Annotated in this window: 17 protein-coding genes and 1 pseudogene; 12 read left to right on the top strand and 6 right to left on the bottom strand. The window is 68.5% G+C overall.

The features are described 5' to 3' along the window. Positions 1-302 (bottom strand): annotated as a pseudogene (locus tag ACXJLU_RS25965) (hypothetical protein); the annotation flags it as partial. A gap of 331 nt (positions 303-633) precedes the next feature. Between ACXJLU_RS25965 and dnaG the strand changes: the two are divergent. The 3 genes from dnaG to ACXJLU_RS25950 all read left to right on the top strand — a co-directional run bounded on the left by dnaG (position 634) and on the right by ACXJLU_RS25950 (position 6,246). Continuing rightward, entirely contained in the window at positions 634-2,628 is a 1,995-nt protein-coding gene (dnaG, locus tag ACXJLU_RS25960) for a DNA primase (RefSeq protein ID WP_457335980.1), read from the top strand. A 318-nt stretch (positions 2,629-2,946) separates the two neighbouring features. After that, complete coding sequence (gene rpoD, locus ACXJLU_RS25955; protein WP_457335978.1) at positions 2,947-5,175, top strand: RNA polymerase sigma factor RpoD; 2,229 nt, start codon at positions 2,947-2,949, stop codon at positions 5,173-5,175. A 96-nt stretch (positions 5,176-5,271) separates the two neighbouring features. Further along, positions 5,272-6,246: an adenylate/guanylate cyclase domain-containing protein gene (locus tag ACXJLU_RS25950; protein WP_073466669.1), complete on the top strand. Its 975-nt coding sequence runs from the start codon at positions 5,272-5,274 to the stop codon at positions 6,244-6,246. 4 nt (positions 6,247-6,250) lie between these two features. Here the strand turns inward: ACXJLU_RS25950 and ACXJLU_RS25945 are convergent, their stop codons facing one another. After that, positions 6,251-6,949, bottom strand: coding sequence for an HAD family hydrolase (locus ACXJLU_RS25945; RefSeq protein ID WP_457335976.1), 699 nt, complete (start codon positions 6,947-6,949; stop codon positions 6,251-6,253). Between the two features lie 110 nt (positions 6,950-7,059). Between ACXJLU_RS25945 and ACXJLU_RS25940 the strand changes: the two genes are divergently transcribed. Beyond that, a complete protein-coding gene (locus ACXJLU_RS25940; RefSeq protein WP_457335974.1) occupies positions 7,060-10,281 on the top strand; it encodes a hybrid sensor histidine kinase/response regulator in 3,222 nt (1,073 codons plus the stop codon). A gap of 35 nt (positions 10,282-10,316) precedes the next feature. After that, entirely contained in the window at positions 10,317-11,333 is a 1,017-nt protein-coding gene (gene hemH, locus ACXJLU_RS25935; protein ID WP_457335972.1) for a ferrochelatase, read from the top strand. Here the strand turns inward: hemH and ACXJLU_RS25930 are convergent, their stop codons facing one another. The 4 genes from ACXJLU_RS25930 to ACXJLU_RS25915 form a co-directional block, all read right to left on the bottom strand. Next, a complete protein-coding gene (locus tag ACXJLU_RS25930; RefSeq protein WP_457335970.1) occupies positions 11,334-12,326 on the bottom strand; it encodes a Bug family tripartite tricarboxylate transporter substrate binding protein in 993 nt (330 codons plus the stop codon). It lies immediately after the preceding gene. 29 nt (positions 12,327-12,355) lie between these two features. Beyond that, positions 12,356-13,861, bottom strand: coding sequence for a tripartite tricarboxylate transporter permease (locus ACXJLU_RS25925; protein ID WP_073466665.1), 1,506 nt, complete (start codon positions 13,859-13,861; stop codon positions 12,356-12,358). Between the two features lie 17 nt (positions 13,862-13,878). After that, positions 13,879-14,382 carry a tripartite tricarboxylate transporter TctB family protein gene (locus ACXJLU_RS25920; RefSeq protein WP_457335968.1) on the bottom strand — a complete coding sequence of 168 codons (504 nt, stop codon included), beginning with the start codon at positions 14,380-14,382 and terminating at the stop codon, positions 13,879-13,881. A 97-nt stretch (positions 14,383-14,479) separates the two neighbouring features. Beyond that, the gene (locus tag ACXJLU_RS25915; RefSeq protein ID WP_457335966.1) at positions 14,480-15,436 is read right to left on the bottom strand and encodes a tripartite tricarboxylate transporter substrate binding protein; all 957 of its coding nucleotides are present in this window, start codon (positions 15,434-15,436) and stop codon (positions 14,480-14,482) included. A gap of 206 nt (positions 15,437-15,642) precedes the next feature. On the opposite strand from ACXJLU_RS25915, the gene ACXJLU_RS25910 reads away from it, so the two are divergent. From ACXJLU_RS25910 to ACXJLU_RS25880, 7 genes are all read left to right on the top strand, one after another. Continuing rightward, positions 15,643-16,326, top strand: coding sequence for a response regulator (locus tag ACXJLU_RS25910; protein WP_457335964.1), 684 nt, complete (start codon positions 15,643-15,645; stop codon positions 16,324-16,326). Positions 16,327-16,337: 11 nt separating this feature from the next. Next, positions 16,338-17,735, top strand: a complete 1,398-nt coding sequence (locus ACXJLU_RS25905; RefSeq protein ID WP_457335962.1) for a sensor histidine kinase — start codon at positions 16,338-16,340, stop codon at positions 17,733-17,735. A gap of 53 nt (positions 17,736-17,788) precedes the next feature. Continuing rightward, entirely contained in the window at positions 17,789-18,220 is a 432-nt protein-coding gene (locus ACXJLU_RS25900; RefSeq protein WP_457335960.1) for an RNA-binding S4 domain-containing protein, read from the top strand. Between the two features lie 144 nt (positions 18,221-18,364). Continuing rightward, complete coding sequence (grpE, locus tag ACXJLU_RS25895; RefSeq protein ID WP_457335958.1) at positions 18,365-18,886, top strand: nucleotide exchange factor GrpE; 522 nt, start codon at positions 18,365-18,367, stop codon at positions 18,884-18,886. 95 nt (positions 18,887-18,981) lie between these two features. Next, positions 18,982-20,943 carry a molecular chaperone DnaK gene (gene dnaK, locus ACXJLU_RS25890; RefSeq protein ID WP_457335956.1) on the top strand — a complete coding sequence of 654 codons (1,962 nt, stop codon included), beginning with the start codon at positions 18,982-18,984 and terminating at the stop codon, positions 20,941-20,943. Between the two features lie 149 nt (positions 20,944-21,092). Beyond that, on the top strand, positions 21,093-22,253 hold the full coding sequence (dnaJ, locus tag ACXJLU_RS25885; RefSeq protein WP_073466657.1) for a molecular chaperone DnaJ: 1,161 nt from the start codon (positions 21,093-21,095) through the stop codon (positions 22,251-22,253). Between the two features lie 82 nt (positions 22,254-22,335). After that, positions 22,336-23,873 (top strand): response regulator (locus tag ACXJLU_RS25880; protein ID WP_457335953.1); only part of this gene is annotated, 1,538 nt, incomplete at its 3' end.

Raw genomic sequence — 23,873 nt, 5'->3', positions numbered from 1 at the left:
GCTGCAGTGCGGGCCGCCGGGGCCGGTGCAGGCGTGACGACCGAGCCCTCGGCGCTGCCCTCGCCCACCTTCGCGACGCGTGCGGCCGGTGCCGGTCTGGGTACATTCGCGACCGGCGCCGGTGCGGCCGCGGCCGGCTTGTCGTCCTTGCCGTCGCGGGGCTTACGGGGCTTGTCCGAGTGGATCATGATCCAGCGGAAGACGTTGTCCGCCTCGCGCTTGGCGCGCTCGCTCGGCGCGGCGTCTTCCTTGCCGGCGGGCGCCGACGCGGCCTGCGCGTGGGCCGGCTGCAGTGACCCCATCAGCCCGGAAGCCAGCAGCGCGAGACACAGTGTGCGAGGCGAGAACTGCAAACGCGCCTGTACCGGCGTTGAGTTGAACTGCACACGATTCCTTCCGAGGGTCTTGTTCACGGCGGACACGACGCGGCCTGGTGCGGGGTCTCCGCCTTCGGCCACCGGCTCCGGTCTGCCGTGCCCCAACGACACAGCATCGCGCTTCACGGTGCAAAAAGTGTACCGAGCATGGTCACCCTTGCGTCAATCGGTAACAGCCCGGAAGACCGGATCGTGCGAAGCCGCACAAGTCGGTGCCTCGGGGTGTACCCGCGGAGCGGTTCGATAGACTCGCGGGGTGATCCCGCCGAGCTTCATCCAGGAACTGCTGTCCCGCATCGACGTCGTCGAAGTCGTCGGCCGCCACGTGCAGCTGAAGAAGGCCGGCATCAACCACAAGGGCCTGTGCCCGTTCCACGGCGAGAAGACGCCGAGCTTCACCGTCAGCCCGACGCGCCAGACCTACCACTGCTTCGGCTGCGGCGTGCACGGCAATGCGCTGGGCTTCCTGATGGAGTATTCGGGGATGGGCTTCCTCGATGCGGTGCGCGACCTGGCCCAGCAGGCCGGGCTCACGGTGCCGGAAGACGACCGCTCTCCGCAGGAGCGCGAACGCGCCGCCGAGCTGAAGGAACGCCAGGCCACGCTGAGCGACGTGCTCGCCAAGGCCGCCGAGAGCTACCGCAAGCAGCTCAAGGGCAGCCCGCGGGCGATCGACTACCTGAAGGGCCGCGGCCTGAGCGGCGAGATCGCCGCGGCCTTCGGGCTGGGCTACGCGCCCGACGGCTGGCGGGCGCTCGCGAGCGTGTTCCCGCGCTACGACGACCCGCTGCTCGAGGAAAGCGGCCTCGTCATCTCGCAGGGCGAGAACGACGAGGAACGCAAGCGCTACGACCGCTTCCGCGACCGCATCATGTTCCCGATCCGCTCGGTGCAGGGCGACGTGATCGGCTTCGGCGGGCGCGTGCTCGACAAGGGCGAGCCGAAGTACCTGAACTCGCCGGAGACGCCGGTGTTCGTGAAGGGCCGCGAGCTGTACGGCCTGCACGAGGCACGCGCCGGGCTGCGCAAGCGCGGCTATGCGCTGGTGGTCGAGGGCTACATGGACGTCGTCGCGCTGGCCCAGCACGGCTTCGACAATGCGGTCGCGACGCTCGGCACGGCCTGCACGGCCGAGCATGTGCAGAAGCTGTTCCGCTTCACCGAATCGGTGGTGTTCAGCTTCGACGGCGATGCCGCCGGGCGGCGCGCCGCCGGCCGCGCGCTCGAGGCCTCGCTGCCGCACGCCAGCGACACCCGCACCGTGCGCTTCCTGTTCCTGCCGACCGAGCACGATCCGGATTCGTATGTGCGCGAACTGGGCGCCGCAGCCTTCGAGACCTGCGTCGCGCAGGCGGTGCCCTTGTCGCGCCAGCTGGTCGAAGCCGCCCGCGATGGCGGCGACCTGTCGACCGCCGAAGGCCGGGCCAAGTTCCTCGCCAACGCGAAGCCGCTGTGGTCGGCGCTGCCGGACGGGGCGCTGAAGCTGCAGCTGCTGGCCGAGCTGGCGCAGCAAGGCGGCATCGCATCGACCGACCTGACGCACTTGTGGCAGACCTCGGCGGCGCCGCGGCACGGCGGCGGTTCCGCGTCCAACCGCCACGAGCCGCCGAGCGACGACAGCTATGGCCCGCCGGACGATGGCGCGCCGGCCGCCCAGCACGAGCGCCCCCAGCGACGCGAGGGCGGCGGCTGGAGCCCGGGCGGCGGCGGCCGCAAGTGGACCAAGGAGTCGTCCAAGGACTGGAAGGCCAGGCGAGCCGAGCGGGAGCGCTACGAGGAGAGCGGCCCGTTCCTGCCGCAGTCGAAGGTGCGCACCCTGCCCACCAGCCCGGCGGACACCGTGCTGCGGCTGCTGCTGCTGCACAGCGACTGGTGGGACCAGCTCGGCACCGACGACCACCAGCTGCTGCACGAACTGCCGGCGCCGCACGGATCGCTGATCACCTGGCTGGAGCGCCACCTGCTGGAACATGGGGCGACACCGTGGGCCGTGCTCGAGCAAGCCCTGCACGAGGGCGAATGGGCGGACGAAAGCCGCCGCCTCGTCCCGCCGGGCGTGCTGCAGGACGAAATGCAGTTCGCCGACCTGCGCCGCGTGATCGACGGCATGTGGGTCGAGCTGCTGTCGGCGCGCCTGGAGCTGCTGATCCGGCAGGCTGAAACCGACCCGGCGGCACTCGTGCAATGGCGCGAACTCGATGCGCAGAAGCGACAGCGCATGCAAAGCATGAAACCACCGCCTTCAACGTGACTTTGACGTAACGCACTCTTTCGCCGATAATCGAGGGTTACTCGGCAAGAGTGACGAACGGTACCAAGACAGCACCTCCGGGCCCCGGCCACCCTCTGACCCAGGGTCCCCACCGCAAGGCCACCTTATCCCGCAAGGGCTGTACTCCGTTAGATGTCACGCGACCTTGCCCAATTGATTGCGGCCCCAAGCTAAGGCTTGATACGGGCCTCGCTACGTCTTTGGACCTCCGCTGAACAGGGCCCAGTCGAGCCGCCTCCTGGCTTGGACCCTGGGGGCTTGGTTCGGCGTGACGACCACCACCATTCGAGGATTTGCATGACCGCGAAGAAGAGCGCCCCCGCCAAGGCAGCACAGCCCGCCGCTGCATCGAAAGCCGTGAAGGCCGGCAAGGCCGAGGCTGAAGACAAGAAGAAGGCCGTCGCCAAGCCGGCCGCCAAGGCCGCAGCCGACAAGTCGGTCGCCGTTGCCGAAGCCAAGGGCAAGCCGGGCCGCAAGCCGAAGGCCGGCGCCGTGGCCTCCAAGAAGGAAGAAGTGCCCGAGGAGGACTTCTCCGACGTCGAAGCCGAAATCGAAGGCGAGCCCGAGCCCGAAGCGGCCGGCACCGACGACAAGACCGCCAAGGTCAAGCCGCTGCGCATGAAGGTGTCGCGCGCGAAAGAGCGCGCGCTGATGCGCGAGTTCGGCCTCGACGAGACCGCGCTCACCGAAGAAGAAGTCGCCAAGCGCCGCCATGAGCTGAAGACGCTCATCAAGATGGGCAAGACGCGCGGCTTCCTGACCCACCAGGAAATCAACGACCACCTTCCCGAGAAGCTGGTCGACGCCGACATCCTCGAAGCCATCGTGTCGATGCTGAACGACATGGGCATCGCGGTGTACGAGCAGGCGCCCGACGCCGCGACGCTGCTGATCGCCGGCGGCGGCACCACCACCGCCACCGAGGAAGAGGCCGAGGAAGCCGCCGAGGCGGCGCTGTCGACCGTCGACTCCGAGTTCGGCCGCACCACCGATCCCGTGCGCATGTACATGCGCGAGATGGGCACGGTCGAGCTGCTGACGCGCGAAGGCGAGATCGAGATCGCCAAGCGCATCGAAGGCGGCCTGCAGGCCATGATGCTGGCGATCAGCGCATCGCCCACCACCATCGCCGAGATCCTGGTCTATGCCGACCGCATCGGCGCCGGCGAGATGACGATCTCCGAGGTGGTCGACGGCTTCGTCTCCGAAGACGAGGCGGACGACTACGTGGCCGAGGAAGACGTCGACTTCTTCGACGAGGAAGACGACGACGACGGCAACGGCGGCAGCAAGGCGCTGACCAAGAAGCTCGAAGAACTGAAGGGCGCGGCGCTGACCAAGCTGGCCAACCTGCGCGAGAACTTCGACAAGATGCGCAAGGCCTTCGAGAAGGACGGCTACCAGTCGGCGCCGTACAACAAGGCCCAGCAGGCCATCAGCACCGAGCTGATGACGATCCGCTTCACGGTCAAGACCATCGAGAAGCTGTGCGGCATCCTGCGCTCGCAGGTCGACGACGTGCGCCGCTACGAACGCGAGCTGCGCAAGATCCTCGTCGACAAGTGCGGCATGCCGCAAGAGTATTTCATCAAGAACTTCCCGCCCAACATCCTGAACCTGAAGTGGGCGGAGAAGGAAGCGGCGGCGGGCAAGTCGTACAGCGCGGTGCTGGCGCGCAACCTGCCGCCGGTGCAGGAGCTGCAGAAGAAGCTGACCGACCAGCAGGCCCGCGCGGTCGTGCCGCTCGAGGACCTGAAGCAGATCAACAAGCGCATGAACGAGGGCGAGAAGGCCTCGCGCGACGCGAAGAAGGAAATGATCGAGGCCAACCTGCGCCTCGTGATCTCGATCGCGAAGAAGTACACCAACCGCGGCCTGCAGTTCCTCGACCTGATTCAAGAAGGCAACATCGGCCTGATGAAGGCGGTCGACAAGTTCGAATACCGCCGCGGCTACAAGTTCTCGACCTACGCGACGTGGTGGATCCGCCAGGCCATCACCCGCTCGATCGCCGACCAGGCGCGCACGATCCGCATCCCGGTCCACATGATCGAGACGATCAACAAGATGAACCGGCTGTCGCGCCAGCACTTGCAGGAATTCGGCTTCGAACCCGATGCCCCGACGCTGGCCGAGAAGATGGAGATCCCGGAAGACAAGATCCGCAAGATCATGAAGATCGCGAAGGAGCCGATCTCGATGGAAACCCCCATCGGCGACGACGACGATTCGCACCTGGGCGACTTCATCGAGGACACCAACAACACCGCGCCGATCGAAGCGGCGATGCAGGCCGGCCTGCGCGATGTGGTGAAGGACATCCTCGACAGCCTGACGCCGCGCGAAGCCAAGGTGCTGCGCATGCGCTTCGGCATCGAGATGAGCACCGACCACACGCTGGAAGAAGTCGGCAAGCAGTTCGACGTGACGCGCGAGCGCATTCGCCAGATCGAGGCGAAGGCGATCCGCAAGCTGAAGCACCCGAGCCGTTCGGACAAGCTGCGCACGTATCTGGACAACCTCTGATCGACCTGCAGCCTCGCTGCAAAGGCCCCGCGAGCACTGCTTTCGGGGCCTTTTTTGCGCCTTCCGAGGCCGCCAGTTGCCATAAACTTCACGCTTATGACCCAGATCCTGCAGCGCACCGTGTTGTTTGCCGATCTCCGCGGCAGCACGGCGCTGTACGAGACGCTGGGCAACGCCGAGGCCACGACGGTCGTCACCCACAGCGTCGCGCTGCTGGCCCATGTGGTGACCAGTTGCCGCGGCACCGTCGTCAAGACGCTGGGCGACGGCCTGATGGCGGTGTTCGAGAACCCGATCGAAGCGGTGTCCGCCGCCGATGGCATGCACGAGTCGCTGGACCGCATCGTGCCGCCGTCGAACCCTGCCGTCGGCTCGCCAGCCGCGGTGCAGCGCTCGCCGGTGCTGAAGCTGCAGGTCGGGCTGGCGCACGGCGAGGTGGTCGCGATGTCGGGCGATTGCTTCGGCGATGCGGTCAACGTCGCGGCGCGCCTGCTCGACCATGCCGGCGACAACGAGACCCTGACCACCGCCACCGTGTTCTCGGCACAGGACGCCGAGAACAGCGCGCGCTTTCGCAGCCTCGACCGCGTGCAGTTGCGCGGCCGCGTCGAGCCGGTGCACGTCTACCTGCTCGAAGGCCGGCGCTTCGGCGACACCGCGGCCACGGCCTATGGGGACCTGCTGCCGACCACCACCGAGCCCGAAGGCATCCGCCTCGCGTGGCTCGACCTGAACCGCGTCTATGCGGGCCCGAGCCTGCCGGTGGTGCTGGGCCGCAGCCCGCAGGCCACCTACTGCATCGACGATTCGCGGGTCTCGCGCTCGCATGCGCGCATCGACTGGCATGGCGGCGCCTTCCAGCTGACCGACCTCAGCTACAACGGCACCTACGTGCGCTTCTCCAGCGATTCCGAGATCGTGCAGTTGCGCCGCGGCACCTGCACGCTGCACGGCAGCGGCGCGATCGGGCTGGGGGCCTCGCCGGTCGATCCGACCTCGCCGTGCGTGCGCTTCGAAGTGATGAAGTTCTCCGACACGCAGCCGCAGGCGCCGTTCGAATTCAACCGCTGAACACTCAGCAGCCGAGCATCTCGGCGAGTTCAAGCAAGGTGGCCGCCTGACCGCAACCGGCCGGCAGATCCCCCACCGCATGGCCCGGCCGATGCAGCCACAGCGCCTGCAATCCGGCATCGCGCGCGCCATGCACGTCGAGCTGCAGATCGTCGCCGACATGCAGCACCTGCGCCGGCAGCACACCCAGCCGCTCGCAGGCCAGGTGAAAGATCCGCGCATCCGGCTTGCCGATGCCGAGTTCGCGCGAGCTCAGGCTGCCCTGGAAATGCTGCGCGATGCCGACCGTCGCCAGGTCGGCATTGCCGTTGGTCACTGCATACAGCGGAAAGCGCGCCGCCAGCCGCGCCAGGCCCGGCAACGCATCGTCGAAGAACTCCACCCGCTGCCGTGCCGCGAAGAACACGTCGAACGCCGGTACAGCCAGCTGCGGATCGTGCCCGGTCATCGCCAACGCGCGCGCGATGCTCTCGCGGCGGATCGCGCTCAGGTCGTGGCGCCACTGCGGGTGCTCGGCCTCCACCGCATTGCGCAAGGCGCGCAGCGCCGGCGGATCGAAGCGCTGCGCCGTGGCCGGTGCATGCTCGTGCAGCCAGCCGTGCAGATGGTGTTCGGCCCGCTCGATCGCCGGCCAGACCGGCCACAGCGTGTCGTCGAGATCCAGCGTCAAGGCAAGCGGCGAACTGACAGGGAAAGCAGTCATGGGGGCTGTGGAATCCAGCGCGGCAACGGTGCGGCGACCCGTCGGATTGTCCGCTACAGTCGACCGGCCACCGAGCAGCACACACCCATGAATCCCGCCTTCCGCGCTTCATGACACCGGCCGACCTGCCCGCCGACGAGCCTGAGCGCCTGCGCGTGTTGCGCGAACTCCGCGTGCTCGACACCGTCGTCGATCCGGCCTTCGTCGCGCTGGCCCGCCAGATCGCCGCCCGCACCGGCTGGCCGATCGCCGCGATCAGCCTGGTCGACGCCGAGCGCCAGTGGTTCCCGGCCACCGTCGGCCTCGACGTGCGCGAAACCCCTCGCGACCAATCGTTCTGCGGCCACGCGATCCTGCAGCCCGCGGCCTTCGAGGTCGCCGACGCACTGGACGACCCGCGCTTCGGCGACAACCCGCTGGTCACCGGCGGCCCGCGCATCCGCGCCTATGCGTCGGTGCCGCTGCGGGTCGACGATCGGCGCATCGGCACGGTCTGCGCGATCCACACCGCCCCGGCGCGGCTCGACGCCGCGCAATGGCTGGCGCTGCACGAGCTCGCGCTGCTGGCCAGCGCGCTGCTCGATGCCCGGCTGCGCGAACAGCGCTGGCGGCTGCAGGAGGCCCGCGTGCGGGCGGCCAGCCAGTCCGGCAACAGCTGGCTGTGGGAGACCGACGACCAGGGCCGGCTCAGCTGGCTGTCCGAAAACTTCGAGCATTGCATCGGCCTGCCGCTGCAGCACGACCTGGGCCGCGGCTTCCCCGAGCTGTACCAGCCGCATGGCGGCGAGCACGCCGCCTCGTGGCCGCGCTACGAGGCGGCGCTCGCACAACGCGAGCCGTTCACCGAACTGGTCGCCGACCGCCCTTCCCCGGCCGGCCTGCTGACGCTGTCGATCAGCGGCGTGCCGGTGTTCAGCAGCAACGGCCGGTTCCGCGGCTACCGCGGCTCGGCCACCACCATCCATGCGCGGCTGCAGGCACAAAGCGCCGCACGCCGCGCCGAGCAGCTGCTGAGCGATGCGCTCGAGAGCATGAACGCCGGCGTGATGATCAGCGCGCCGGACGGCCGCATGCTGCAGTCGAACGCGGCCTGGCGGCGCTCCGTCGGGCGCACCCTCCCGGTCGAGGACATGACCTGGCCCGAGATGGTGCGCGGCATGGTGGCGCGTGGCGACTACCCCGATGCGGTCGGCAACGAAGAGGCCTTCGTGCAATGGCGGCTCGGCCTCGTCTCCGAAGAAAGCGCCCAGCACGAGCTGCGCTGGCGCAACCGCTGGTTGATCGTCAACGACCGCTGCCTGCGCGACGGCAGCCTGGTGCACCTGTCGGTCGACATCACCGACCGCAAGCACGCCGAACTGGAGCTGGCGCGCCAGCAGCTGCAGGCGCAAGAGGCGCAGGCGCGGCTCGGCGCGGTGCTGGCCGCCGTGCCCGACCTCTGGTTCGTGCTCGATGCCGATGGCCGCTACCTCGAATGCGGCGACCCGAAGCACCCCTTCCTCGTCCACAGCTGGGAGAGCGTGCGCGGCCGGCCCTTCGTGCAGGGCGTCACGCAGGAGCTGGCCGAGCAGGTGCTGCCGGCGATCCGCCGCGCGCTGCAGACCGGCGAGGTGCAGTGCCTCGAGTACGAGCTGGTGACGTCCGGCGGCCGCCCCGGCAGCTTCGAGGCGCGGATCTCGCCGATGTCCGGAGCGCGCGTGCTGTACGTGACGCGCGACGTGACGCAGCAGCGCGCCGCCGAGCAGGCCCTGAAGGCGGCCGAGGAGCGCTGGAAGTTCGCACTCGAAGGCGCCGGCGACGGCGTCTGGGACTTCGACGAAGACCGCAACGTCGCGTTCTACTCGCCGCGCTGGAAAGAGATGCTCGGCTACCGCGACGACGAGGTCGGCAACACCATCCAGGAGTGGTCGCGCCGCATCCACCCGGACGACAAGGCGCGCGTGATGCGGGCCATCCAGGCCTACCGGCGCGGCGACACCGAGGCCTACGAGACCGAGCACCGGCTGCAGCACCGCGAAGGCCACTGGCTGTGGGTGCTCGACCGCGGCAAGATCGTCGAGCGGCATGCCGACGGCAGCCCGCGCCGCGTGGTCGGCACGCATTCCGACATCACGCGCACCAAGCAGGCCGACCAGGCGCTGCGCGACAAGCAGGCCGCCGAGCTCGCCAACCGGGCCAAGAGCGAGTTCCTGTCGCGCATGAGCCACGAGATGCGCACGCCGCTCAACGCGGTGATCGGCTTCTCGCAGCTGATGCGCATGAGCGTCGACGAGGTCGACCTCGACAAGGTGCACGACTATGCCGACCACGTGCTGGACGCCGGCCAGCACCTGCTGGCACTGATCAACGATGTGCTGGACCTGCAGAAGGTGGAGGAAGGTGCCTTGACTCTGGACATGGGACGGGTGGCGCTCGACGACATCGTCGCGCGCACGATCGACCTGCTGGCGCCGATGGCGCACACGCGCGGGATCCGCTTCGAGAACGAGCTGCCGTCGCCGCTGCATGTGCAGGCCGATGCGCAGCGGCTGCGCCAGGTGCTGCTGAACGTGGCGTCGAACGCGGTCAAGTACAACCGCCCCGGCGGCGCGGTGCGCTGGACGGTGCGCCAGGACAGCCCCGAGCGGCTCACGCTGATGATCGAGGACGAAGGCGCCGGCCTGACGCCCGAGCAGATGGGCCGGCTGTTCCAGCCCTTCGAGCGGCTCGGCAGGGAGACCTCGGCCATCGAGGGCACCGGCCTCGGCCTGATCATCGCGCGCAGCCTGATGCAGGCGATCGGCGGCGACCTGCAGGTGACGAGCACGCTCGGTCAGGGCACCTGCGTGCGGCTCGACATGGTCTGCGATCTCGAGGCGGCCAGCAGCGAGCCCGCGCCGCTGGCCGATGCCCTGTGCGATGCCGCGACCGCCCCTGCGCCTGCAGGCCGCAGTGCGCTGCGCATGATGTACGTCGAGGACAACCGCATCAACGCGATCCTGTTCGAGGAGGCGCTGCGCATGCACCACGGCACGATCGACCTGCGCATCGCCGAGGATGGCGAAGAGGCGCTGGCGATCGCGCGCGAATGGCAGCCCGAGGTGCTGGTGCTCGACGCCCACCTGCCGGGCATGACCGGCTTCGAGGTGCTGCACCAGCTGCGCAAGCTGCCGGGCCTGGCCCGCGCGCCGGCCTACATGTGCTCGGCCGATGCGATGCCCGAGGACGTGCAGCGCGCGTACGAGGCCGGCTTCATCGGCTACTGGACCAAGCCGATCGACATCGCCGCGGTGGTGGCCGACATCGACCAGTTGCTGCAATCGCCCGCGCTGGCCGGCGCGCTGGCCGGCTGACGCAGCCGCGGGAGGCTGCCGCGATAATCCGGCCGATGCGCTTCTTCGCCGAACCTCCCGCTCCCGCCCGTCCCGCCTCCAGCACCGCCATCCTGCTGTGCAACCTGGGCACCCCCGATGCCCCGACCGCGCCCGCGGTGCGTCGCTACCTCGCCCAGTTCCTCAGCGACCCGCGCGTCGTCGAGATCCCGCGGGTGCTGTGGTGGCTGATCCTGCACGGCATCATCCTGCGCGTGCGGCCGGCCAAGTCGGCCGCCAAGTACGCGACGGTGTGGCTGCCCGAAGGCTCGCCGCTGAAGGTCTGGACGCAGAAGCAGGCCAAGCTGCTGGCCGGCTACCTGGGCGAGCGCGGCCGCAGGGTGCCGGTGGCGTTCGCGATGCGCTACGGCACGCCGGCGATCGGCCGCGAACTCGACGCGCTGAAGGCGGCAGGCGCCACCCGCATCCTGGTGCTGCCGATGTACCCGCAGTACTGCGCGGCGACGACCGCGAGCGTCAACGATGCGATCTACCAGTGGGCGCAGAAGGTGCGCGCGCTGCCCGAGCTGCGCTTCGTCAACCGCTATCACGATGACCCGGCGTACATCGCGGCGCTCGCGAAGCGGGTGTCCGACCACTGGATGTCGCATGGCCGGCCCGACAAGCTGGTGATGAGCTTCCACGGCATGCCTCGGCGCACGCGCGACCTCGGCGACCCTTACTACAGCGAATGCCTGGAGACCGGGCGCCTGCTGGCGCAGCGGCTCGACCTGAAGGACGGCCAATGGGTCGTGACCTTCCAGAGCCGCTTCGGCAAGGCTGAATGGCTGCAGCCCTACACCGAGCCGACGCTGGTCGGGCTGGCGAAGCAAGGCGTCAAGCGCGTCGACGTGATGTGCCCGGGCTTCACCGCGGACTGCCTGGAGACGCTCGAGGAAATCGCGCAGGAGGCGCGCGACGCCTTCCTGCACGCGGGCGGGGCGGAGTTCAACTACATCCCCTGCCTGAACGACCAGCATGAGTGGATCGCGGCGCTCACCGGCATCGCGACCCGTCACATGCAGGGGTGGTGATCAGGCCGTCTTCAGCTTCAGGATGTAGACCAGCGCGTCGGCCATCGCCTTGTCGAGCTCCATCGACTCGCTGAACTCGGTGCCGACCTGCCAGCTGGGCTGCCAGTCGTTGCGCACCAGCGCGGCCTGCCAGCTCGGGTGCTGGGTCGCCTTCTGCAGCGCCGTGCGCACGTTGGCCACCTGCGCATCGGACATGCCGGACGGCGCGAAGATGCCGCGCCAGTTCGCCAGGTCGACGTCGAGGCGCTGCTCGCGGAATGACGGGATGCCGAACAGGCCGCGCCGCGAGCTGATCGCCAGCGCCCGCAGCTTGCCCGACGAGATGCCCGACTTCAGCTCGCCGAAGCCCGACACCGCCGCCGCCACCTTGCCGGCGGCCAGCGCCTGCATCACCTCGGCCCCGCTGCTCGACGGCACATAGACCAGCCGGCCAGGATCGGCCCCGGCCGCACGCGCCACCAGCGCCGCGCACATGTGGTCGACGCCCCCTGCCCCGCCGCCGGCCAGCGGCACCTCGGTGATGTTCTTGACCAGCGCGGCCTGGAAATCCTTGATCGTCTGGAACTTCGAATCGGCCGGCACCACCAGCGCCAGCACCTCGCTGGTCAGGCGGGCGACCGGCTTCACCTTGGCCAGCGTGATGGCCGGGCGGTTCAGCGCAATCGAGCCGACCATCACGAAGCCGCCGACCATCACCGAATCCTGCGCATCCGAGTATTTCTCCACGAATTCGGCCAGCCCGATGATGCCGCCCTTGCCGCCCTTGTTCTCGTAGACGATCTCGCTGGCCTGCCCGGCGGCCAACAGCGCGTCGCCGACCGCGTGGCCGGTGCCGTCCCAGCCGCCGCCCGGGTTGGCCGGGATCATGATGCGCAGCCGGCCGAGCGGCGGCGCGACGGTGGCAGCCAGGCTGGCCACCGGCAGCGTGGGGGCGATGCCGGCGGCCGTGGAAGCGGCCATCCAGCGGAGAACGGAACGACGGTTCGACTTCATGGAGGATCCTTGCTGCGAGGGAGGGCCGGTCAGGCCGGCGCCACCACGCGGCGGCGCCGGAACCGGGTCAACAGCGGCGGGACGATCAAGACCGCCACGCACACAGCGAGGATAGTCGCCGACAACGGCCGTTCAATGAACACCGTCCATTTGCCCTCTCCAATGGACATCGCATTGCGCATATGTGCCTCTCCGAGCGGCCCGAGGATCATCCCGACGATCACCGGGGCGGTCGGAAAGTCGAAGCGGCGCATCACGACGCCCAGCAGCCCGATGCCGTACAGCAGGAACAGGTCGAAGGCCGACTGGCGCATGCCGTAGACGCCGACCGTCGCGAAGATCAGGATGCCGGCGTAGAGCGCCGGCTTCGGGATCTTCAGCAGCTTCACCCACAGCCCGACCAGCGGCAGGTTCAGCACCAGCAGCATCACGTTGCCGATGTACATCGACGCGATCAGCGCCCAGACCAGCGCCGACGAGGTCTGGAACAGCGTCGGGCCGGGCTGGATGCCGTAGTTCTGGAACGCCGACAGCAGGATCGCCGCGGTGGTGGACGTGGGGATGCCGAGCGTCAGCAACGGCACCAGCGTGCCGGCCACCGCCGCGTTGTTGGCCGCCTCGGGGCCGGCCACGCCTTCGATCGCGCCGACGGTGCCGAATTCTTCCGGGTGCTTCGACAGCTTGCGCTCGGCGCCATACGACAGGAAGGTCGGGATCTCGGTGCCGCCGGCCGGGATGGTGCCGAACGGAAAGCCGATCAGCGTGCCGCGCAGCCAGGCCGGCCACGAGCGCTTCCAGTCGCTCTTCGTCATCCACAGGCTGGACATCTTGTTGCGCGTCTCGTCCGTGCGGCCCTCGTACATCATCAGGTACATCGCCTCGGCGACCGCGAACAGGCCGACCGCCACCAGCACCACCTCGATGCCGTCGACCAGCTCGGGCACGTTGTTCAGCGTGAAGCGCGCCTGGCCCGAGATCTGGTCGATGCCGATGATCCCGATCGACAGGCCCAGCAGCAGGCTGGTCATGCCGCGCAGCGTGCTCTGGCCGAGCACCGACGACACGGTGGTGAAGGCCAGCAGGATCAGCGCGAAGTACTCCGGCGGGCCGAAGCGCAGCGCGAACTCGGCCAGGCCGGGCGCGAACAGCGTGACGAGCACGGTCGCGATGGTGCCGGCGAAGAACGACCCGATCGCCGAGGTGGCCAGCGCCGCACCGGCGCGGCCGCTCTTGGCCATCAGGTTGCCTTCCATCGCGGTGACCATGCTGCCGGTCTCGCCGGGCGTGTTCAGCAGGATCGAGGTGGTCGAGCCGCCGTACATCGCCCCGTAGTAGATGCCGGCGAACATGATCATCGACGCGGTCGGCTCGACGTGCGAGGTGATCGGCAGCAGCATCGCCACCGTCAGCGCCGGGCCGATGCCGGGCAGCACCCCGATCGCGGTGCCGATCAGGCAGCCGAGAAACGCCCACATCAGGTTGATCGGCGTGCCCGCCGTCATGAAGCCTTGCAGCAGTGAATTCCAGATGTCCATGATGGTGATGCTCTACTTCAGATCCAGCCTGAGCTGGTGAGGCCGGGCAGCGTCAGCCCCAGCAGCTTCGTGAACAGCCAGTACACCGGCGCCGACAGCGCCGCGCCGATCAGCACGTCCCGCACCCAGTCGGCCAGCGTCGCGCGCCCGGCCCCCATCGACAGCCGGAAGCCGCGTGCCGCCAGCACGAAGAGCAGCGAGCACGACGGGATGAAGCCGACGTGGGTGATCAGCGCCGCATTCAGCAGCAGGCCGGCCGACAGCCAGGCCATGCCGACCCAGTGCGGCGGCGGGATGTCGTCGCTGCCCTCGGGCATCGCGCGAAAACCACCGGTCGTCGCCTGCACGATCAGCAGCACGCCGCACAGCGCCATCGCGGCCGCCATCAGCCACGGCAGGAAGCCCGCGCCGACGCCGGCATAGCCCGCCTCGCTCTTGATCTGCGCCGCACCGATGGCCATCAAGACCCCCAGTCCGATCGCGCCGGCCCCGAGGCCGATCTCGGATCGCTTGCTCTTCATGTTTTACGTCCTTCCGTCATTCCATCCCGCAAACGCAGGCTGGCCGGCGCACAGGCGCCGGCCAGCCGAACTGCGTGGTGCGCGCGACCCGGCGCGCTTACAGCATGCCCAGCTTCAGCATCAGCGCACGCAGGCGGGCCGTGTCGTCGTCGACGAACTTGCCGAAGTCGTCGCCGGTCATCAGCGCCGAGTTCCACTTGTTGCTGGCCAGCGTCTCGGCCCAGCTCTTGGTCTTGGTGGCCTTGGCGACCGCGTCGACCAGCTTCTGGCGCTGCGCCGGCGTGATGCCGGGCGCGCCGTAGACGCCGCGCCAGTTGCCGATCGACACGTTGATGCCCTGCTCGATCAGCGTCGGGATGTCGGAGCCGCGGATGCGGTTCGGCGCCGTGACGCCGATCGCGCGCATCTTGCCGGTCTTGATGAACTCCTCGAACTCGGCCAGGCCACTGGTGCCCACCGTGATGTGGCCGCCCAGCACCGCGGCCGTGGCTTCACCGCCGCCCTTGAACGGCACGTAGTTGATCTTGGTCGCGTCGACGCCGGCCTCGCGCGCGATCATCGCGACGCTGACGTGGTCGACCGAGCCCTTCGAGCCGCCGCCCCACTTGACGCTGCCGGGGTCCTTCTTCATCTGCTCGACGACATCCTTCATCGTCTTCAGCGGCGAATTGGCCGGCACGACGAACACGTTGTACTCGGCCAGCAGGCGCGCCACCGGCGTCGCGTCGCTCAGCGTGATCGGCGGCTTGTTCTGCACGATCGCGCCGACCATGACGGCGCCGACGACGATCATCGCGTTCGGGTCGCCCTTCGAGGCGTTCGCGAACTGGGCCAGCCCGATCGTGCCGCCGGCGCCGCCCTTGTTCTCGTAGGTGACCGAGCCGGCCACGCCCGCTTCCTGCAGGGCCTTGCCGATACCGCGGCCGCACTGGTCATAGCCGCCACCGGGGTTGGCGCCGATCATCACCTTGAAGTTGTCCTGGGCGAACACGGCCGCGGAAGCGGACGCAAGGGCCAGCGGCAACAGCAGGGTTTTGAGCAAGAGGCGTCGCATGGGTAAGTCTCCTTGAGAGGGTGATGCACGGAACAGAGGCGCCATCCTGATCGCAGGGGCGCCCGGTTACATCCGGGCAAGCCCTGGGGTCGCGGCATCAGACTGTCAGACGCCTGTCATTCCCTGCCGTCAGCGCTGTCGTCTGCCTGTCAGGCCGGGTTCGCCCCGGGCGAGACCCCCTTGCGCGGCAGGGCACACTCGCGGCCATGAAACTCCTGCTGGTGGAAGACGACCTCGCGATGGCGCAGGCGCTGCAGCTGGCGCTCGAACGGCGCGGCTTCGACATGGCCGTCGTGCACAACGGCAGCGATGCCTTGCAGCAGCTGCGCAACCAGCCGCCCGACCTGGCGCTGCTCGACCTGACGATTCCCGGCCTGGACGGCCTGCAGGTGCTGCACCGTGCGCGCGCCGAGGGCATCCGCGTCCCCATCGTGGTGCTGACGGCCCGCGGCGCGGTCGGCGACCGGGTGCTGGGCCTGAACGCCGGGGCCGACGACTACCTCGCCAAGCCGTTCGACCTGGACGAGCTCGAGGCCCGCATCCGGGCGCTGCTGCGGCGCACTGCGAGCACCGAATCGGAAGAACTCGCCTGCGGCGCGCTGACGCTCGAGCTGTCGTCCGGGGCGTGCTACCTCGACGGCCGCGTGTTCGACGTGACCCCGCGCGAGCAGGCCCTGCTGAAGGCGCTGATCGCGCGGCCCGGCCATGCGGTGCCGAAGGAAAAGCTGTTCCGCGTCGTGTTTCCGATGGAGACCGACATCCAGTTCGAAGCGATCGAGGTGGTGGCCTACCGGCTGCGCAAGAAGCTGGCCGGCTCCGGGGTCTCGCTGATCACGCTGCGCGGCCTGGGCTACCTGCTGCGCTCCGACCCGGTCGCCGGCAACCCATGACGCAACAGCGCATGACACACCCAACAGCCTACTCATTGCGGCGCCGGCTGATGGGCTGGATCGTGCTGCCGATCGCCTGCTTCATCGCGTTCGACACCGTCAGCCTCTACCAGCGCGCGCTCGACGCCATCTCGCTGGCCTACGACCGCACGCTGCTGAGCTCGGCGCGCAACATCGGCGAGCTGCTGTCGATCAAGGGCGCCGAGCTGCGCGTCGAGCTGCCGTACAACGCGCTCGAGATGCTCGACAACGGCGACGCCCGGATGATGTACCGCATCAGCGGCTTCAGTGGCGAGTTCCTGTCGGGCTATGCCGATTTCCCGGCCTACGCGCGCACGCCGCCGCAGCGCTCGGCCTACGACGCGCTGGTCGACTTCTACGACGGCGAGTTCCGCGGCGAACCGGTGCGCATCGCGGCGCTCTACCAGCCGGTGGCCAGCCCCGACGCGCGCGGCGTCGCGCTGGTGCAGGTCGCCGAGACGCTGGAGGTGCGGCGCCGGCTCGCGCGCCAGATCCTGATGGACACGCTGGTGCGCCAGGCGCTGCTGATCAGCGTCGTCGCGCTGATCACCTGGTTCGTCGTCGCCCATGCGCTGCGGCCGATCGAGGCGCTGCGCGCGCAGCTCGAATCGCGCAGCGACCGCGACCTGTCGCCGGTCACCGACCCGAACCTGCCGACCGAGCTGTCGCCGCTGCTGGGCGCGGTGAACCAGCTGATGCAGCGGCTGCAGCGCCTGCACGGCCACCAGCGGCAGTTCGTGCGCGATGCATCGCACCAGTTGCGCACGCCGCTGGCGGTGCTGAAGACGCAGGTGCAGTCGGCGATGTGCGCGCCGAGCAAGGATGCGAGCGCGGCCCTGCCGGCGATGCACGCCACCGTCGACCGGGCGATCCGGCTGGCCAACCAGATGCTCGCACTGGCGAAGGTGGAGCAGGTGCAGGGCCAGCCCGAGCCGGCCACCGCCGACCTGGGCGAGCTGGCGCGCGAGGTGGCGATCGACCTGTCGCCGCTGATCGGCGAGCGCAACCTCGACTTCGAGCTGCAGGCCGAAACGAGCCTGGTGCACGGCCATGAATGGATGGTGCGCGAGCTGCTGCGCAACCTGCTGCACAACGCGATCCGCGAGACCCCGAAGCGCGGCGAGTTGCTGCTGCGGGTCGCGAACGCCGAGCTGCTGATCAGCGACAGCGGCCCGGGCATCGCGCCCGAGTTCCGCGAGCGGCTGTTCGAGCCGTTCCACACCGGGCATCCGACAGTGGGCAGCGGGCTCGGGCTGTCGATCTGCCGCGAGATCTGCAATTCGATCGGCGCGACGCTCGAGTTGGAGAACCGGCAGTACGCCGGGCGCCTCGCCGGCCTCGACGCAACGGTGCGATTCAGGCCCGTGACCGAGGTGCCACCGGCCTGAATCCTGCCTACACTGGGCACCCGATCACTGCGTGCACCGTCCCCGAACCGTCCATGGCGAAGTCACCTTCCAGCACCCCCGACGACCACGGCGTGCGGCTCGACAAATGGTTGTGGGCCGCCCGTTTCTTCAAGACCCGCAGCCTCGCGACGCAAGAGATCGACAAGGGCCGCATCCAGGTGAACGGCCAGGCCGCGAAGCCGGCGCGCGAGCTGAAGCCGGGCGATCGCCTCGAGATGCGCCAGGGCCCCGTCACCCGCAGCATCGTCGTGCTCGGCCTCAGCCACCAGCGCGGGCCGGCACCGGTCGCGCAGGCGCTGTACGAAGAGACGGCCGAGAGCGTGGCCCGCCGCGACGAGGCGGCGAAGCAGCGCAAGCTGGCCGCTGAACCGGCGCTGGCCATCGAACAGGGACGCCCCACGAAGAAAGACCGGCGCAACCTCGCCGACTGGAACCGCTGGAGCGCCAGCATCGACCCCGAGTAACCCTCGGCACGGGTCGACCGGCCCTTGCCTTTTTCCCGCGCGGTCCCACGTGCCATCCAGCGCGGGGCCCTGCATTATTTTGAAAGCCCCTCTTGAAACACGGGGCAAAGCGCTCATATGCGCGCCATTCGACAGGATCCACCCATGCAAAATCCAGAAAATTCTTCGCAAGATCAAGGACTTGACACGCCGGCCGACAGCGCAGGCAGTGCCGCGCAAACGACCGAGCCCAACCTGGAAGCCCGCCTGGCCGAGATGTCCGACGCCTACCTGCGCGCCAAGGCCGAGACCGAAAACATCCGCCGCCGGTCGGAAGAAGAGATCGCCAAGGCGCGCAAGTTCGCCGTCGAAGGCTTTGCAGACAGCCTGCTGCCGGTGAAAGACAGCCTCGAGGCCGCGATCGCGATCCAGGCCGCGACGCCGGAGCAACTGCTCGAAGGCGTGCATGCCACACTGCGCCAGCTGTCGGCGGCCCTCGAGCGCAGCAAGGTGCTCGAGATCAACCCGCCGGCCAGCACCAAGTTCGACCCGCACCATCACCAGGCGATCAGCATGGTGCCGGCCGAGCAGGAGGCCAACACCGTCGTGGCCGTGCTGCAGAAGGGCTACCTGATCGCCGACCGCGTGCTGCGCCCGGCGCTCGTGACAGTCGCGGCCCCGAAGTGACCAGGATCAAGTCATCCACAAGCCCGGCCCCTTGAAACGGCCCGACTTATCCACAACTCGACAACATCAAGATTTTCGGAATTCAGGAGAACCACATGGCAAAAATCATCGGCATCGACCTCGGCACCACCAACTCGTGCGTGGCCATCATGGAAGGCAACACCACCAAGGTGATCGAGAACAGCGAGGGTGCGCGCACCACGCCGTCGATCATTGCCTACCAGGAAGATGGCGAGATCCTCGTCGGTGCCTCTGCCAAGCGCCAGGCCGTCACCAACCCGCGCAACACGCTGTATGCGGTGAAGCGCCTGATCGGCCGCAAGTTCACCGAGAAGGAAGTGCAGAAAGACATCGACCTGATGCCCTACAAGATCGCGCCGGCCGACAACGGCGATGCGTGGGTCGAGGTGCGCGGCAACCGGCTCGCGCCGCCGCAGGTCAGCGCCGAAGTGCTGCGCAAGATGAAGAAGACCGCCGAGGACTACCTGGGCGAAGCCGTCACCGAAGCGGTGATCACGGTGCCGGCGTACTTCAATGACGCCCAGCGCCAGGCCACCAAGGATGCGGGCCGCATCGCCGGCCTCGACGTGAAGCGCATCATCAACGAGCCGACCGCCGCGGCGCTCGCGTTCGGCCTCGACAAGAACGAAAAGGGCGACCGCAAGATCGCGGTGTATGACCTGGGTGGCGGCACCTTCGACGTGTCGATCATCGAGATCGCCGATGTCGACGGCGAGAAGCAGTTCGAGGTGCTGTCGACCAACGGCGACACCTTCCTGGGCGGCGAAGACTTCGACCAGCGCATCATCGACTACATCATCACCGAGTTCAAGAAAGAGCAAGGCGTCGACCTGTCGAAGGACGTGCTCGCGCTGCAGCGCCTGAAGGAAGCGGCCGAGAAGGCGAAGATCGAGCTGTCGAACAGCTCGCAGACCGACATCAACCTGCCCTACGTGACGGCCGATGCCTCGGGCCCGAAGCACCTGAACATCAAGCTGACGCGTGCCAAGCTCGAGTCGCTGGTCGAAGAGCTGATCGAGCGCACCATCGCCCCGTGCCGCACCGCCATCAAGGATGCCGGCGTCGCGGTGAACGCGATCGACGACGTGATCCTGGTCGGTGGCATGACCCGTATGCCCAAGGTGCAGGAGAAGGTCAAGGAGTTCTTCGGCAAGGAACCGCGCAAGGACGTGAACCCTGACGAAGCCGTGGCCGTCGGTGCCGCGATCCAGGGCCAGGTGCTGGCCGGCGACCGCAAGGACGTGCTGCTGCTCGACGTGACCCCGCTGAGCCTGGGCATCGAGACGCTGGGCGGCGTGATGACGAAGATGATCACGAAGAACACGACCATCCCGACCAAGTTCGCGCAGACCTTCTCGACCGCCGACGACAACCAGCCGGCCGTGACGATCAAGGTGTACCAGGGCGAACGCGAGATGGCCTCGGGCAACAAGAGCCTGGGCGAGTTCAACCTCGAAGGCATCCCGCCGTCGCCGCGCGGTACGCCGCAGATCGAGGTGAGCTTCGACATCGACGCGAACGGCATCCTGCACGTCGGCGCCAAGGACAAGGGCACCGGCAAGGAAAACAAGATCGTCATCAAGGCGAACTCCGGCCTGAACGAGGCCGAGATCCAGCAGATGGTGAAGGACGCCGAGCTGAACGCCGCCGAGGACAAGAAGAAGCTCGAACTCGTGCAGGCCCGCAACCAGGCCGACGCGATGGTGCACAGCGTGCGCAAGTCGCTGGCCGAGCATGGCGACAAGCTCGACGCCGGCGAGAAGGAAAAGATCGAGACCGCGCTGAAGGACGCCGAGGAAGCGCTGAAGGGCGACGACAAGGCGGCCATCGAGGCCAAGAGCGAAGCGCTGATGACCGCCAGCCAGAAGCTGGGCGAGAAGGTCTACGCCGATGCGCAGGCCGCCCAGGCGGCAGCCGGCGCGGGCGCGGCGGCGGGTGGCGGCGCGCAGCAACCGCACGCCGAGGCGGCTTCGTCGAAGCCGGCCGACGACAACGTCGTCGACGCCGAGTTCAAGGAAGTGAAAGACCAGAAGTAAGGCAAATCTGCTTCACACTTCACGCGTAAAAAAACAGGTCGACCCAGCGGCCGCCGCGGAACCGGCTTTGCCGGGCCGCTGGCGGCGCCCCCTTGAGGGGGAGGCGCCGAAGGCGCTTCGGGGGGGTTCCAAATTCAGCATGAGCACCCATGGCAAAGCGTGATTACTACGAAGTCCTCGGCGTCGCGAAGAACGCGACCGAGGAGGACATCAAGAAGGCCTACCGCAAGCTGGCCATGAAGCACCACCCCGATCGCAACCAGGGCGACGGGGCGAAGAAGTCGGAAGAGCAGTTCAAGGAGGTCAAGGAGGCCTACGAGATGCTCTCCGACGCGCAGAAGCGCGCGGCCTACGACCAGTACGGCCATGCCGGCGTCGACCCGAATGCCGGCGGCTTCCGCCCCGGCGGCCAGGGTGGCGAGGGCTTCGGCGGCTTCGCCGAGGCCTTCGGCGACATCTTCGGCGACATCTTCGGCGGCCAGGGCGGTGGCGGCCAGCGCCGCGGCGCCGGTGGCGGCCAGCAGGTGTTCCGCGGCAGCGACCTGAGCTACGCGATGGAGATCACGCTCGAAGAGGCGGCGCGCGGCAAGGAGACGCAGATCCGCATCCCGAGCTGGGAAGAGTGCGAGACCTGCCACGGCAGCGGCGCCAAGCCCGGCACCAGCGCCAAGACCTGCCCGAGCTGCAACGGCGCCGGCACGGTGCACATGCGCCAGGGCTTCTTCAGCATCCAGCAGACCTGCCCGCACTGCCACGGCACCGGCAAGATCATTCCCGAGCCGTGCGTCACCTGCCACGGCCAGGGCAAGATCAAGAAGACCAAGACGCTGGAGGTGAAGATCCCCGCCGGCATCAACGAAGGCATGCGCATCCGCTCGGCCGGCAACGGCGAGCCGGGCACCAACGGCGGCCCGGCCGGCGACCTGTACATCGAGATCCGCATCAAGCAGCACGAGATCTTCGAGCGCGACGGCGACGACCTGCACTGCACCGTGCCGGTCGGGCTGACGCTGGCGGCGCTGGGCGGCGGCATCGAGGTGCCCACGCTGGGCGGCAAGGCCGAGATCGAGCTGCCCGAGGGCACCCAGCACGGCAAGACCTTCCGGCTGCGCGGCAAGGGCATCAAGGGCGTGCGCTCCAGCTACCCGGGCGACCTGTACTGCCACATCAGCGTCGAGACGCCGGTCAAGCTGACCGAGCACCAGCGCAAGCTGCTGAAGGAGCTGGAAGAGTCCTTCGCCAAGTCGGGCGGCAAGCATTCGCCGAATGCCAAGAGCTGGACCGACCACGTGAAAGACCTGTTCAAGTAGGCAAGCGCTCAAGCGGCCATCCCACCTGACCGATATGGGGGGGATGGCCCCGCTAGACCGTGATATCGCGCAGTGCCGGGCGATGGTCATCGACCCGAACCCGACCTCGCGCAGCATTCTTTGTGCGCAACTGCGCGATTTCGGCGTCGGCACGGTCGTGCAGTGCGGCCGCATCGAAGACGCCCGCAAGCAGCTGGAAGCCCGCCCGTTCGACGTGGTGCTGTGCGAGCACAGCTTCAGCGCCACCGGCTACTCCGGCCAGAACCTGCTCGACGACCTGCGGCGCAGCCAGCTGCTGCCGCTGTCCACTGTCTTCATCATCGTCACCAGCGAAGCCTCGTACGCGCTGGTGGCCGATGCCGCCGAGTCGGCGCTCGACAGCTACCTGCTGAAGCCCCACACCGCGACCGCGCTGGGCGAACGCCTGATGCAGGCGCGCCGGCGCAAGAAATCGCTCGGCGAGATCTTCCTCGCGATCGAGGAAGGCGATTTCGAACGCGGCGCCGCGCTGTGCGCCGCCCGCTTCGAGCAGCGCGGCCCGTACTGGCTGTACGCCGCGCGCATCGGCTCGGAACTGCTGCTGCGCGTGAACAAGCACCAGGAAGCCCGTGCGATGTTCGAGGCGGTGCAGAAGACCGGCGCGATCCCGTGGGCGCGCCTGGGCATCGCCCGCAGCCAGCTCGACGCCGGCCAGTCGGGCCCGGCCTTGCGCACGCTCGAGAGCCTGATCGGCGACCACCCGAGCTTCGTCGACGCCTACGACGTGATGGGCCGCGTGCAGGTCGAACAAGGCGACCTGCAGAGCGCGCTCGACACCTACAAGCGCGCCACCGCGCTGACGCCGGGCTCGATCAGCCGGCTGCAGAAGCACGGCATGCTGGCCTTCTACATGGGCGATCGCGACGAGGCGGGCCGCATGCTCGAGCGCGCCGCCTCGGTCGGCATCAGCTCGAAGATGTTCGACTACCAGACGCTGGTGCTGCTGGCCTTCACGCGCTTCCACCAGCGCGATTCGAAGGGCTTGCAGCGCTGCCTCGACAACCTGCAGCATGCGCTGCAGAAGGTACCGCAGAGCCGGCGCCTGCAGCGCTTCAGCGCGGTGGTCGAGGTGTTCAACCTGATGCTGCAGAAGCAGCTCGGCGCGGCCATCGCCGCGGTGCGCGAGATCACGCGCGATTTGCGCGAACCGGGCCTCGACATGGAAGCCGCGTGCAACGTGCTGAGCATGGTGTCGCAGCTGACCGCCGCCGAGCTGAAGCTGGACGGCGCCGACGACTGGGTCGACGCGCTGGCGCTGCGTTTCGCGAGCGCGAAGGGATTGGCCGAGCTGCTGGCGCGCACCGCCTCCAGCCACCCGCCGCATGCGCAGCGCGTGCGCGATGCGCAGCAGCACATCAACGAGATGGCCGAGCAGGCGGTGTCGCACACGCTGGCGGGCGACCACCGCGGTGCGGTGCAGCTGTTGCTGGCGCACGGCGAGCGCACGCTGAACGGCAAGCTGATCGAGATGGCGCGCATGACGCTGCAGCGCCACCACGAGAAGATCGCCGATGCCGCGCCGCTGGCGGCCGCGCCGGTGACGATGAAATGGCGGCGGGAGAGCGTGCTCATGTCAGGCTC

This window comes from Rhizobacter sp. P5_C2, assembly GCF_054049715.1.
This window is presented reverse-complemented; position numbering and strand designations above follow the sequence as displayed.